The 14,722-nt window shown below is 68.1% G+C and carries 7 protein-coding genes and 1 pseudogene; 7 read left to right on the forward strand and 1 reads right to left on the reverse strand.

The window, feature by feature from the left end:
- Window positions 1–3: 3 nt before the first annotated feature.
- The 7 genes and pseudogenes from tssH to U9J41_RS20205 all read left to right on the forward strand — a co-directional run bounded on the left by tssH (window position 4) and on the right by U9J41_RS20205 (window position 13,832).
- A pseudogene (gene tssH / locus U9J41_RS20175) lies at window positions 4–2,618 on the forward strand (type VI secretion system ATPase TssH).
- Window positions 2,619–2,996: 378 nt separating this feature from the next.
- A complete protein-coding gene (locus U9J41_RS20180) occupies window positions 2,997–7,481 on the forward strand; it encodes a discoidin domain-containing protein (protein WP_322403952.1) in 4,485 nt (1,494 codons plus the stop codon).
- 12 nt (window positions 7,482–7,493) lie between these two features.
- Complete coding sequence (locus tag U9J41_RS20185; protein WP_322403953.1) at window positions 7,494–8,126, forward strand: NF038129 family PEP-CTERM protein; 633 nt, start codon at window positions 7,494–7,496, stop codon at window positions 8,124–8,126.
- 86 nt (window positions 8,127–8,212) lie between these two features.
- Window positions 8,213–9,226, forward strand: a complete 1,014-nt coding sequence (locus U9J41_RS20190; RefSeq protein ID WP_322403954.1) for a glycoside hydrolase family protein — start codon at window positions 8,213–8,215, stop codon at window positions 9,224–9,226.
- Between the two features lie 121 nt (window positions 9,227–9,347).
- Window positions 9,348–11,285 carry a glycoside hydrolase family 97 protein gene (locus U9J41_RS20195; protein ID WP_322403955.1) on the forward strand — a complete coding sequence of 646 codons (1,938 nt, stop codon included), beginning with the start codon at window positions 9,348–9,350 and terminating at the stop codon, window positions 11,283–11,285.
- A 44-nt stretch (window positions 11,286–11,329) separates the two neighbouring features.
- The gene (locus tag U9J41_RS20200; protein ID WP_322403956.1) at window positions 11,330–12,985 is read left to right on the forward strand and encodes a glycoside hydrolase family 43 protein; all 1,656 of its coding nucleotides are present in this window, start codon (window positions 11,330–11,332) and stop codon (window positions 12,983–12,985) included.
- A 127-nt stretch (window positions 12,986–13,112) separates the two neighbouring features.
- Window positions 13,113–13,832 carry an SDR family oxidoreductase gene (locus tag U9J41_RS20205; RefSeq protein ID WP_322403957.1) on the forward strand — a complete coding sequence of 240 codons (720 nt, stop codon included), beginning with the start codon at window positions 13,113–13,115 and terminating at the stop codon, window positions 13,830–13,832.
- On the opposite strand, the gene U9J41_RS20210 is transcribed toward U9J41_RS20205, so the two are convergent.
- Window positions 13,786–14,718 (reverse strand): LysR family transcriptional regulator, encoded by a 933-nt coding sequence (locus U9J41_RS20210; protein ID WP_322403958.1) that lies wholly within the window; start codon window positions 14,716–14,718, stop codon window positions 13,786–13,788. The two genes, U9J41_RS20205 and U9J41_RS20210, sit on opposite strands and share 47 nt — an antisense overlap.
- Between the last annotated feature and the right edge of the window lie 4 nt (window positions 14,719–14,722).

Below are 14,722 nucleotides of genomic sequence, written 5' to 3' on the forward strand. Positions count from 1 at the left end.
TCGATGAGCATCAACCTGAAAACCCTGATCGGCAAACTGGACGACACCTGCCGCGCGGCCGCCACGCGGGCGGCCGGCCTGTGCGTGTCGCTCGGACAGTACGAGGTCGACATCGAGCACCTGTTGCTGGCGCTGCTCGAACAACCGGCCTGCGACGTCGCGGTCATCGCGCGCCGCTCAAGCGTCTCGCTCGAACGGCTCGAGGCCGACCTGCAGGCGGAAGTGGCCGGATTCAAGAGCGGCAACACGCGCACGCCGGTGTTTTCCGAGCGCCTGCCGAAGCTGTTCGAGCACGCGTGGCTGATCGCGTCCCTCGACCTGCGCGCGGGACGCCAGGCCAGCATCCGCAGCGGCCACCTGCTGCAGGCGCTGCTGAATTCTCCCGAGCTGTCGCAGCTGGCGCATCGCGTGTCGCCATTGTTCGCGGAATTCGACCTGGACCGCATCAAGCACCACTTCGACGACGTCACGGCCGGTTCCGACGAAGACCCCGCCGTGGCGCCGGTGGCGGCGCAAGGGCAGGACGGGGGCGCCGACCCGCTGGGTGAGCTGCGGCGCGAGAAGGCGTCGAAAACGCCCGCGCTGGACCAGTTCACGACCAACCTCACGCAGCGCGCGCGCGACGGCAACGTCGATCCCGTGATCGGGCGCGATTTCGAGATCCGCCAGCTCGTCGACATCCTCATGCGCCGGCGCCAGAACAACCCGATCCTGACGGGCGAGGCGGGCGTCGGCAAGACGTCCGTCGTCGAGGGCCTCGCGCTGCGCGTGGCGACGGGCGACGTGCCCGAGGTGCTGCGCGGCGTGGAGATCCACGTGCTCGACCTGGGCCTGCTGCAGGCTGGCGCCAGCGTCAAGGGCGAGTTCGAGAACCGCCTCAAGAACACGATCGACGAAGTCAAGAAAAGCCCGCACCCCATCATCCTGTTCATCGACGAGGCGCACACGATGATCGGCGCCGGCGGCCAGGCGGGCCAGAACGATGCCGCCAACCTCCTCAAGCCCGCGCTGGCGCGGGGCGAGCTGCGCACGATCGCGGCCACGACGTGGAGCGAATATAAAAAATATTTCGAGAAGGACCCGGCGCTGGCGCGCCGCTTCCAGGTCGTGAAGGTCGAGGAGCCGAGCGAGGAACTCGCGTGCGCCATGCTGCGCGGGATGGCGCCGCTGATGGAAAAGCACTTCAACGTGCGCATCCACGACGAGGCGATCACGGACGCCGTGCGCCTGTCGCACCGCTACATCAGCGGACGCCAGCTCCCGGACAAGGCCATCGGCGTGCTGGACACCGCGTGCGCCAAGGTCGCGCTGGGCCGCGACGCGGCGCCGGCCCGCATCGAGGACCTCACGCGCAGCCTGGAACGCATCGCCGCCGAACGCGCGGCGCTGGAGCGCGAGCGCGACGCCGGGGAGGGCGCGCATGATGCGCGGCTGGCCGAACTGGCATCCCTGCGCGGCGCGTTCGAGGACGAGCTGGCGACCCTGCGCGTGCGCTGGGAACGGGAGCGCGACCTCGTGCGGCGCATCCGCGATGCCGCCGACGCCCGCGCGTTGCGCGACGAACTGCGTTCGCTGCAGGGCGAAACGCCGCTCGTGCCGCTGCAGGTGGACGGCCACGTGGTCGCCGGCATCGTCGCCGGCTGGACCGGCATCCCGCTCGGCAAGATGGTCAAGGACGAGATCCGCACGGTGTTGAATTTGAAGGACTTGCTGGAGCAGCGCGTGCTGGGCCAGCCGCATGCGATCGAGGCGGTCGCGCAGCGCGTGCGCACGGCGCGCGCGAACCTGGACGACCCGAACAAGCCGCAGGGCGTGTTCCTGTTCGTGGGCCCGTCCGGCGTCGGCAAGACGGAGACGGCGCTGGCGCTGGCCGACGTGCTGTACGGCGGCGAACGCAAGCTCGTCACCATCAACATGAGCGAGTACCAGGAAGCGCACAGCGTCTCCGGGCTGAAAGGCTCGCCGCCGGGCTATGTGGGCTATGGCGAAGGCGGCGTGCTGACGGAAGCCGTGCGGCGCAACCCGTACAGCGTCGTGCTGCTGGACGAGGTGGAAAAGGCCCACCCCGACGTGCTGGAGCTGTTCTTCCAGGTGTTCGACAAGGGCGTGCTGGACGACGCGGAAGGCCGCGAAGTCGACTTCCGCAACACCATCATCATCCTCACGTCGAACGTGGCATCCGGCACGCTGATGCAGGCCTGCCTGAACAAGGCGCCCGAGGAACTGCCGGCGCCGGACGAGCTGGAAGCGCTGATCCGGCCGGCGTTGACGAAGCAGTTCAAGCCGGCGTTCCTGGGCCGGTTGAAGGTCGTGCCGTTCTATCCGATCCCGGACGATGTGCTCGTCGGGATCATCGAACTGAAACTGGAGCGCATCGGGCAGCGCGTGGCGGCGAACCACAAGGCCTCGTTCGCGTACGACGAGTCGCTCGTGGACGCCGTGCTGGCCCGCTGCACGGAAGTCGATTCCGGCGCGCGCAACGTCGACAACATCCTCAACGGCACCTTGCTGCCGCAGGTCGCCGAGGCCGTGCTGGCGCGGATGGCGGACGGCGCGGCCATCGGGCGCATCGCGGTGGGGGCGGGCGCAGCGGCGATTTCACCTACGCGATCGACTGAGTTCACCGCCACCGGCGCGACCCGCACGACCGTTTGATTGTATTGGATATATATCGGACCAATACCTGTCGACGACGTGCGGGACCGCGCCGAATGGATGAATTGCGGAAGAAAACGTAGACACGGCCGCAACAATGTCCTAGTATTTGATATCGATAACGAAAACAGGCCGGTCAGGCCCGCCGCGGAGCGTCCGCGGCGCGGGACGCGCATCCACCGTGCGTCTTTTTGTGTTGTTTCGCACGTCATGCAGCAAGCATCACAGAGGCCCGGGTATATCGCCACAGGGCATTTTTTTTACGCGCCAGGGTATTTTATATACAAGAAACAAGCCGGAACAGAACCGGCACCTTTGCAGTGCAACGAGGAGGAGACAAGATGAGACTATTAGGATTGGACGGTCCGTTCAGGCGGATAGCCCACATCGTCGTCGCGGCGGGCGCCGTCGCGGCACTGGGTACGTTGCCGGTGCGCGTCGCCCGGGCGGCGGACGCGATCCAGACGTTGGCCACGAGTTACCAGCCGACGATCAACGAGACGATCGACGCGAGCGGCTTCAAACATCCCGGTGTCGGCCTGACCAAGGATGTGCTGGAGAATGTGCGCACCCAGGTGCGCGCGCAACAGGAACCGTGGAACACGTACTTCAACAATATGGTGCTTTCCGGCTCGGCGTCGACCACCCCGTCGATCAAGAACCTCAACGGGGCCGATCCTTCCAAGCCGCGCTACTACGGCTTGAACAGCCAGGGCGTGGAGGGCGGGTTCATCGCCGACGCGCTGACGGCCTATACGCAGGCCATCCTCTATTACATCACGGGCAACGAGACCTACCGCGCCAACGCGATGCGGATCATCCGCCTGTACGAGCAGATGGACCCGAGCCAGTTCGCGTACTACACGGACGCGCACATCCACACCGGCATTCCGCTGCAGCGGATGGTGGGCGCGGCGGAGATCCTGCGCTACACCAGCTACCAGACGTCGGCGCTGGCGTGGACGGATGACGACACGAACCTCTTCTGGAACAACTTCGTCCTGCCGACGATCGACATCGACGACAGCTGCAACTGCCGCTTCATGAACCAGCACCTGTACACGACGATCGGTGCCATGTCGGGGTATATCTTCGCCGGCGATCGGCCCAACTACAACAAGACGGTCGAGTGGTTCACGGTGAACAAGGACGCGGTCGACCAGGGCCAGAACGGCGCCATCAAGGCGCTGTTCCGCATGGTGACCAGGAACGACGACACGGGCGAGGACGTGACGCCCGGCGTGCAGCACGTCGAGATGGGCCGCGACCAGGCGCACGGCGCGGGCGACCTCACGAACGCCGCGATCCTGGCGCGCCTCATGATGGCGCAGGACACGAAGGTCGACCCGGTCGAAGGCACGGCGTCCACGGCGCCGGACGCCGTCGGGCCGTACGAATTCCTGGGCGACCGCATCTTCACGGCGACGGAGCTGTGGAGCAAGTACATGCTGGGCTACGAGATTCCCTGGGTGCCCACCGCGTCGCACACGGACGCCGACGGCAACCCGACCGTCGTGTACCACGGCCTGTCCGGCTACTACCGCGGGCGCATCGGCCAGAACACCTGGGAAACGTTTTACTACTACCAGTACCACCGCGGCGTGAACATGGAACAGGCCGCGCCCAATTTCACGCGCTTCTTCTCCAGCCGCACGGGCTATAACTGGGACGGCGGCGATGGCGGCGGCGACTTCTGGCTGTTCATCCCCGCTGCCGCGGCGAGCGAGGGCAGCAAGTACCTGGCGAAGGTGCCCACCGGACCGTATCGCGAAGTCGAACTGCACTTCACGCCGCTCGACGCCAATTCCGTCGTCATGACGGACGCGACCGCGACCTACATCCACACCACGGCGACCGAGGCGGGCAGCAATTTCGTCGTATTCGGTTATGGCGACGGCACCAGCAGCCTGGCCTTCAAGATCCGCACGAACGGCATCGCCACCATGGAGACCCTCGGGACGACGATCCAGCTGCCGAACACCAACGGCCAATGGATGTATGTGAATTACGCCGGATCGCTGGATGACTTCATGCACGCCACGATCAAGGGCGCCGGCACGACGGTGGACCTCGACCACATCAACGTCAAGGGCAGCAGCCTCAGCCTGCCTGCGTTCACCGCCGGGAACGCCGACCAGACCGAGTACACGTATGCCGGCGCCGGCCAGGCCGTCACCACCACCTTCGCGGCCACGGATTCGAGCCCGACGGCGACGTTGACCTACCAGATCGACCACCTGCCGCCCGGGGCCACCTTCAACGCCAGCACCGGCGCGTTCTCGTGGTCGCCCACCCAGGCCGGTACCTATGCGTTCGTCGTCCAGGCCAGCGACGGCACGACCGTGGCGAGCAAGCGCTTCAGCGTAGTCGTGGGCGCGGACCGCCAGGCGACGGTCGATACCGTCACGGCGACGTATGACGCGACCAAGCCGTACGTCACCTCGACCCTGGCGACGTACCAGGCCGCGTACAACGACATGCGGGGCGTGATCGCGAGCGCGACCGACGACGTGTACTTCCAGAAGCTGGCCACGCTGAGGACGGCCACGGCCGGCCTGCAACTGCTGACGCCGGTGATCTACGACGGCAGCCTGGATTACACCAATATGCTCGTCGCCTCCACCTTCAACACGTCGGTGGCGGCGGCGCTGGACAACAATACCAGCAGCTTCGTGTATTTCGGCTGGGCGCAGAACCTGACCCACACCCTGGACTTCGGTCCCAGCTTCAAGATCGCCGCATCGGCCTTCGGCCTGCAGGTGCGCAACAGCTTCCCCGAGCGCATCGGCGGCACGACGGTGTACGGCTCCAACGACAACATCAACTGGACCCGCCTCACGCCGGGCCTGACCACCGTCACGGAAGAGATGCAGACCCTGCCGGTCTCGGACGACCTGCGGAACCAGCGCTTCCGCTTCATCAGGATCGCGATGATCGAGCCGTCGAGCACCATGCTGGAGCTGAGCGAGTTCCACATCTTCGGCACGCGCTACGAGACCGTCAACCAGATCGCGTCCGTGGGCTTGAGCTCGGACCAGGCGCTCAAGAACCGCGTCGTCCCCGGCAATACGGTGAAGCTCAAGTTCGTGTCGACCGCGCCGATCAACAACGTCGCCGTCACCATCCAGGGCCAGCCCGCGACGGTGACCACGACGGACAACCTGAACTGGACCGCGACCTGGGTCGCCACCGCCACGGCCGGATACGGCAAGGTCGGCTTCCTGCTGAACTACAAGACCGCCGAGGGCGTCGACGCCGAACCGACCTTCATGACGACGGACGCCAGCACGCTGACCCTGGCCGACCAGACCGGCCTGATCGACAGCGTCACGACGATTGCCAGCGTGACGGATTCCTACGGCCGCAACGCCGCCGACGCGATTTCGACGGCCAACCTGCTGTTCGACGGTAACATCAACTCGGCCACCGACTACCGTCTCAACGGCAGCGGCGCCGGCAGCTGGGTCGAGTTCGACTTCCGTGGCGGCGGCAGCGTCGTCCTGTCGCGTGTCGACGTGCTCGCCCGCCAGGACCAGGTCGGCCGCATCAGCGGCGTCATCGTGCAGGGATCGAACGACAACACGAACTGGGTCACGCTCACCAACGCGGCGGGCAATAACGCCGACTGGCAGACGTTGACGGCCAACAGTGCCACGCCGTATCGCTACCTGCGGGTCATCAACGGCAACGCCTGGTACGGCAACATGTCCGAGCTGCGCCTGTATGGTGTCTACAAGTCGTCCGCGCAGATCGCGTCGGCGTCGCTGACGTCCACCCAATCGCTCAGCCCGGCAAGTGTGCTGAACAAGCGCGTCGTCGCCGGCAACACGGTGACGCTGAAGTTCACGGCCAAGTCGGCCATCGGCAACGTCACGGCCACGATCCAGGGCCAGGCGGCGGCCGTCGCCACGACGGACAACGTCAACTTTACGGCCACCACGACCTTGCCGCAAGGCGCGGCGCCGGGCAAGGTGGCGTTCGCCGTCAACTACACGTTGGCGGACGGTTCGGCGGGCTTTCCGGCCACGGCCACGACGGACGGCAGCGGGGCCTACGTGGTGGATGAATCGGACCTGATCCGCAACGTCTCGACCGTCGCGACCCTGATCGATTCGACCTACAACCGCAGCGCGGCGGCGACCAAGGCGAACGTCGACGCTCTGTTCGACAGCAATATCTTCTCCGCCTCCGACTTCCGCATCGGCACCAACAACAGCGGTACGGGCAGCTACATCATCTTCGACTTCAAGTCCGGCAATCAGGTCAGCCTGGCGAGCGTCGAACTGCTGGCGCGCCAGGACCAGGTCACCCGCGCGAAATACACGGTGTTCCAGGGTTCCAACGACGGCACGACATGGGCCGATATCACGACCACCGCCGCCGCGGTGCAGGATTGGCAGACCCTTGCGGTGAAGAGCAACGCACCGTATCGCTACATCCGCATCTACAACTTCTCCAACTGGGTCGGCAACCTGGCCGAAGTGCGCCTGCACGGCGCGCTCAGCGGTCCGGCCGACCTGGGCGCGAGCGTGCACATGACGCAGCAGGGCGCGACCCTGAACCGTGCGACCGGCAAGTATGTCGGCGCCGTCACGATCGCGAACACGAGCGGGGCGACGTTGAACGGCCCCCTGGCGCTCAAGCTGAACAACCTGGCCAGCGGCCTCGTGCTCGACAACGCGACGGGCATGGATGGCGGCGCGCCGTATGTCAGCCTGGCCGATCCGCTCGCGGCCGGCGCGTCGGTCACCGTGAACCTGACGTTTTCGAATCCCGGCCGCGTCCCGGTCAGCTACACGCCGCAGCTGTTGCGCGCCCAGTTCTAAGGACACTCCATCATGCAAAACGATATCAAGCATAACGTTATTTCCCGCCTGACCCGCACGGCGCTGGCGCTGGCCCTGGCGGCGGGTTGCGGCCTGGCGGCGGCCAGTCCCGTCCATGTGACGATCGACACGTCCTCGTTCGGCGTGGCCAGCGGGTACCTCGACATGAACCTCAGTGCCACCGACAACGTGCCGCTCGCCACGGTGACGGTGACGGGGCTGGCCGGCTTCCAGAGTTCGCCCTATATCGATACCTGGGGCGTCACCGCCGTGGCCGGCGGCTGGCGGTTCCGCAACGATACGGCGAATGACCTGTTCCAGTCGGTCGATTTCGGCGGCCCGCTGTCGTTCGACCTCGATGTGGAGGGGGCCGCCGGTCCGGCCTCGACGTTCGTCTCGGCCTTCGCCGTGTCGGCGTTCGGCAGCGACGGCACGACGCTGCTCGGCCGCCACGACGCCCTGACCGGCGCGCTTGCCGAATTCACGTGGACGCCCGCCGCGCTGGCGGGCATGGATGGCCAGCTCGGCATCCGTATCGTGGATCCGGGGGTGACGGTCGTTCCGGAGCCGGTCGACTGTGCGTTGCTGGGCATCGGCCTCGCCGGGCTGGCCCTGGCGCGGCGCCCGCACAACAAGCGGCGCTAGCGCGACGACCTCTCCTGCATGTCGCCGGCCGGCGGGCGCAATGCCCGTCCGGCGGGATGCCACCGATCCGAAGAACCAGACGTTTCATGAAATCGCTACTTGCTGCCCTGGCGCTTGCCGCGCCATGTGTTTTTTCCAGCTGGGCGCACGCCGCCGAGCTCGCTCCCAAGCCGCTGTACCGCGACCCGGTGTTCGACGGCGCGGCCGATGTCTCCATCGTGTTCGATCGGGCGGCCCATCTGTGGAAAATGTTCTACACCAATCGCCGGGCGACGATGACGTTGCCCGACCCGGACGACGTCGAATGGGTGCACGGCACCGCCATCGGCATCGCCGTCTCCAGCGACGGCGTGCACTGGCACTACCAGGGGACGGCGGCGTTCCCGAAGGCATGCACGGACGTGACGCTGTGGGCGCCGGACGTGCTCTACGAAAACGGCACCTACCACATGTGGCTCACGGTCGTGCCGGGCATATTCCACCGCTGGGGCGCGCCCGGTTCGCAGGCGCGCATCGCGCACCTGACCAGCACCGACCTGTCCACGTGGAATTGCGCGGGTGACGTGACACTGGGCACGGGCAGCGTGATCGACCCCAGCGTCATGAAGCTGGGGCAGGGCTACCGCATGTGGTACAAGGACGAGCACGCCCAGAGCCGGATCCTCGCGGCCGACAGCCCGGACCTGCGCACCTGGACGAAGGTCGGCGACAAGCCGGTCAATCCGACGCACGGCGAGGGGCCGGTGGCGTTCCGGTTCAAGGGGCACTACTGGCTGATCGCCGACGTGTGGAAGGGCCTGATCGTGCTGCGTTCCGAGGATGCGCTCAACTGGACGGAGCAGCCGGGCTACATCCTCGGCACGCCGGGCCGCACGGCGACCGACCGGGCCATGGGACAGCACCCGGACGTCGTCGTCGATGGCGAGCGCGCATTCATCTATTATTTCGTGCATCAGAAGAACGAGGCCGAGGCGGCCGCCGACCCACGCTGGAACCAGCGCACGGTCATCCAGGTGGCGGAGCTGGTCTACAAGGATGGCAGGCTGGTCGTCGACCGCGACGCGCCGCTCCGGTTCCGGCTCCACGCCCCGTCCCCATGACGACCGGCCGGCGCGGCGCCGATTCCCATGCTTTTGCCGGTCGGTTGGTATAGAATTTATTTTAGACCGACAAGGCGGCGCCGCTGCGCCGCCGACACCAGACTCTCCACAGGACACCCGAATGACTTTTCCCCGATTTTCATCCCTGCTCGCCGCCGCCGTCGCATCCGTCGTCGTGCCGGCCGCTTCGGCCCGGACCGCGCCGCTCGTCGTGTCGTCGCCGGACGGGCGCGTCGCGATCCGCATCGAGCGGGATGCCAGCCGGTTCACCATCGCGCGCCGCGGCAGGCCCGTCATCGCGGCGTCGCCGCTGGGCCTGGAGCTGGATGGCGTGCCGGCATTCGGCGCGCTGGCGCTGGAACGGCGCGAGGACGTCGCGGTCGACCGCACGATCCCGCTGACCGCGACCAAGGCCGCCGCCGCGCGCGACCATTATCGGGGCGCGACGCTGACGTTCCGCGAGCGCGGGGCCGCCGGCCGGCGCCTGCTCATCGACGTGCGCGCCTATGACGACGGCGTCGCCTTCCGCTACCGTATCGACGGCACCGATCCCGTGCGCCTGCGCGGCGAACGGACCGCGTTCGTGCCGGCGGGGGATCCCGAATGCCTGGTGTCGAAGGCCGTCGGCGCCCACGAGGTGCCGTTCGAGCGCGTGAAGGTGTCGGGCATGCGCGAGGGCGTCGCCTACGACGTGCCGGTGGTGTGCACCACGCCGGCCGGCGACAACTCGTACGCCATCACGCAGGCCAACCTGAACGGCTATACCGGCGCGTCCCTGTGGCGCGAAGGCGGCGCGTTGCGGGTGCGGCTGTCGGCGGTGCCCAAGCGCGACGGCCCGGCGTTCGTGTCGAAGTGCGGGCTGACGACGGCCTGGCGCGCGGTCATGCTGGGCGACCGCATCGGCGACATGATCGGCTCCCAGCTGGTCGGCAACCTGAATCCCGCGCCGACGGGCGACTTCGGCTGGGTGCGGCCGGGCAAGGCCGCGTGGGACTGGTGGTCCGGCCCGCTGGCCGGCATGAAGCCCGACATGGCGAGCTATCGCCGCTTCATCGATTTCGCCGCGGCCGCCGGATTGCCGTACTACCTGATCGACGCCGGCTGGGCCTACGGCTCCGGCCCCGACTGCTGGATCGCGCTGCCGGGGACCGACATCACCCGCGCCGCGGACGGCATCGACATCCCGGCGCTGGTGCGCTACGCGGCCGGCAAGGGCGTGGGCCTGATGTTGTGGGCGCACTGGGAACACGTCGCGCAACGCATGGACGAGGTGCTCGACACCTATGCGCGCTGGGGCGTCAAGGGCGTCAAGATCGATTTCATGGACCGCGACGACCAGGAGATGGTCGACTTCTACCAGCGCGTCGCGCGCGCCACCGCGCAGCGTCACCTGCTGCTCGACCTGCACAGCGCCTACGTGCCGGACGGGCTGCAGCGCACGTACCCGAACTTCATCACCCAGGAAGGCGTGATGGGCGCGGAGTGGAACAAGATGAACCGGACGATCACGCCGCGCCACAACCTGATGCTGCCCTATACGCGCATGCTCGCCGGCCCGATGGACTACACGCCCGGCGGCTTCCACAACGCCACGCCGGACACCTTCGCCGTGCGCGCCGAGATGCCGCAGACGCAGACGACGCGCGGCCAGGCGCTGGCGATGTACGTGGTGTACGACAGCCCGCTGCAGATGGTGTCCGACGACCCCGACGCGTACCGCGACGCGCCCGGCTTCGATTTCATCCGGCGCGTGCCGACGGCGTGGGACGAGACGCGTTACCTGGCGGGCGAGCCCGGACGCGACATCGTGCTGGCGCGGCGCCAGGGCAGCACCTGGTACATCGGCGCGATGACGGCCGACGATGCCAGGGACGGCCGCGTCGAGCGCGTCGCGCTGCGCTTCCTGCCCGCGGGGCGCTACCGTGTCACGACCTGGGAGGACGGCGCGACGCCGAACGACGTGGTGCGCAAGGAACGCGAAGTCGGCGCCGGCGACGTGCTCCCGTTGCGGCTCGCGTCCTCCGGGGGCGCCGCGGCGATCCTGGAACGCGTCGAATGACCGCGCACATCGCGGCCGGCGCAAGCATGGTGGGAGGCGTTCGCATGACGTCTTTCCCGCGCTGGCTGGGCGCACTGTCCGTCGTCGCGGCCGGCGCCGCCGTGGCGGCAAGCCCCGGCTGGGCCGCGGCGCAGCCGGCGTCCGGCCGCACCGCGCAGTGGGGCGACCTCGGTCATGGGCGCTACCGCAATCCCGTCCTGCCGGCCGACTACAGCGACCTGGATGCGATCCGCGTCGGCGACGACTATTACGCGATTTCGTCGAGCTTCCAGTTTTCGCCCGGGATGGCGATCCTGCATTCGCGCGACCTGGTCAACTGGGAAACCGTGGGCCACGCGGTGCCCGACCTGACGCAGGTGTCGCCGGAACTGAACTGGGACCGGATGAACCGCTACGGCCGGGGCATCTGGGCCGGCGCCATCCGCCATCACGCGGGCCGGTTCTGGATCTACTTCGGCACCCCGGAGGAAGGCTATTTCATGACGAGCGCCGCGCGGCCGGCGGGACCTTGGGCCCCGCTGCGCCAGGTGCTGCGCGCGCCCGGATGGGACGACTGCGCGCCGTTCTGGGACGATGACGGCAAAGGCTATTTCGTCGGCACGAACTTCAGCGACGGCTACAAGATCCACTTGTGGGAAATGGCGCCCGACAACGCGACGCTGATCGCCGCGTCGGACCGCGTGATCTACCAGTCCAAGGGCAGCGAAGCCAACAAGCTGTACGAGTTCAACGGCACCTATTATCACTTTTTCAGCGAAGTCCAGGGCGACACCCGCGTGATGATGATGCGGCGCGCCCCGTCGATACACGGGCCGTGGTCCGCCAAGCGCCAGCTCATGCACGCCGACGTCAGCGCCATGCAGCCGAACCAGGGCGCGATCGTCCAGGGCCCGGACGGGAACTGGTATTTCTTCACGCACCATGGCGACGGCGATTGGGCCGGCCGGGCCGCGAGCCTGCTGCCGGTCCACTGGATCGACGGCTGGCCCGTGATCGGTCAACCCGACCGCGACGGCATCGGCACGATGGTGTGGGAAGCCCGCATGCCGGCATCCAATTCGCGCCGCCTGTTCCCGCAAGGCGGCGACGGCTTCGGTGGCCCGGCGCTCGCGCCGGCGTGGGAATGGAATTACCAGCCGCGCATGGACAAGTGGTCGCTGGCGGCCCGTCCCGGCTATCTGCGCCTGCACGCGTTTTCCGGCCTGGATGGCGGCAACCTGCTCAAGGTCGGCAACGTGCTGACCCAGCGGGTCGTGCGCACCGGCGGCCAGTCGTTCGCCGCACGGCTCGAACTGAAGGGCATGGCCGACGGCCAGCACGCGGGCCTGCTCCACTTCACCGCGCAGCCGCACGCCGCCAACCCGGCCGCCTCCACGGCGTCGGCCGGCATCGTGATGGCGGACGGCCGGCGCTACCTGGAAATCTCGCGCGACGGCACCTACACGCGGTTGCGGCCATGGACGCACGACGCGATCTGGCTGCGTTCGAGCTGGGGACTGGACGGCAGGAGCACGCTGGCCGTCAGCGCCGACGGCAAGCGTTTCGAACCGGTGCTGCCGGACTTCCAGTTGACCTGGGGCGCCTACCGCGGCAGCCGCGTCGGGCTGTTCACGTTCAATCCGGCGGGCGAACGCGGGTACGTGGACGTCGACGGCGTGACCTATGCCGTCGACAACCGTGCCGGTGCGTCCGTGCGCTGAGCACGCGCGCCTATCGGCATTGCCGATGGCGCCGATCGGCATTTCCCGTTTCCCTTCCGCGTCGATCGATACGAGAATCGGCTGCCTGCCAATGTGCAGTCGAATCAACGATCGACAAGGAGAGAAAATGAGTGAAACGATATTGATCGTCGGCGGAAGCTCCGGCATGGGGCTCTGCCTCGCCAGGTCGCTGATGGCCGACGGCGCCCGGGTCGTCATCGCGGGCCGTTGCGCCGACCGCCTGCGCCGTGCGGCGGACGCGCTGGCCGACGTCGGGGACGTCCGCACGATTGCCGCCGACATCGCGCGCGAGGACGACGTCATCCGGCTGTTCGCGGCGTGCGGCGACCTGGATCACATCGTGTCCACCGCGGCGGACATCGAGGGCGCCTACGAATTGCTGCCGGCACTGGACGTGGCCGCCGCCCGCAAGGTCGTCGACTCGAAGTTCATCGGGCCGCTGCTGCTGGCCAAGCACGGCGCCCCGCGCCTGGCCGAAAAGGGCTCGATCACGTTCACGTCCGGCATCGCGGCGTATCGGCCTGCGGCGCGCGGTTCCGTGGTCGCCGGCGTCAACGGCGCCCTGGAATCGCTCGCCTACGCGCTGGCCATCGAGCTGGCGCCGATCCGCGTGAACGTCGTGTCGCCGGGCTGGGTCGACACGCCGATCTGGAAGCAGGTCGCGGGCGACGAGGCCAGCGCCAGATTGAACGACATGGCGAAGCGGCTTCCGGTGGGGCGGATCGGCCACGCCGCGGACATCGCCGACGGCATCCGCTTCCTGATGCGCAATGGCTTCGCTACCGGGTCGGTGCTGCACCTGGATGGCGGACATCGGCTGGTGTAGCGCCGCCGCTTGCCGGCGCCAGCGCGGCGAGCAGCGCCGCGAGGCCGAGCGACGATGGCTGGCGCTCACGGTACGCGATCGACACCGGCACCGTCGCGGCGTCGCCGTGCATGGGAACGACCGCCAGATGCGCGTCGCGGATCGACGGCACCATGCGCGGCACGATGGCGCAGCCCAGGCCGCGCTCCACGAGACCCACGATCGCCGCCACGCTGCCGAATTCGCCGGCGATGCGCGGCAGCCCGTCCGCGCGGGATCGAAAGGCCGTCTCGAACATCCCGCGATAGGCGCAGCCCTGCGCCGTCACGAGGAAGCGCTCGTGCGCGAGGTCGTCGTGGCCGACGCTCGCGCGCGTCGCCAGCGGATGACCGGGCGGCGCGATCAGCACGAGGGGTTCGCGCGCGATCTCGCGGCAAACGACGCCGTCGTCCGGCGCGCGGGTGCCGAAGAAAAACGCGGCGTCGAGCGTGCCGTCCTTGACCCCGGCGTGCAGTGCCGACGTCGCGGCGACGGCCACCCGCACGCCGACGTCCGGATGCGTCGCCGCCAGCCGCGCCACGACGTCCGGCAGGAACGCGGCAGCGATGGTCTCGATGCCGCCCACGTCCAGCGTCTGGCACGCGATGCCGCCCGCGGCCAGCACGGCGTCGCGCGCCGCGTCCGCAAGGTCGATCAGCCGGTCCGCGTAGCCGAGCAGGCATGCGCCCGCGGCGGTCAGGGCGAGCTTGCGGTTGGACCGGTCGAACAGCGCCACGCCGAGATCGGCCTCCAGCGCCTGCATCTGTTCCGTGACGCTCGACTGCGTGCGGTGGATCTGGCGTGCGGCTTCGCTGAGGTTCAGGGTGCGGGCGACGCGTATGAAGGTCTTCAGGCGTTTCAGGTCCATCTTG

This window comes from Massilia luteola, assembly GCF_034420155.1.
GTDB classification, from domain to species: Bacteria; Pseudomonadota; Gammaproteobacteria; order Burkholderiales; family Burkholderiaceae_D; genus Telluria; species Telluria luteola.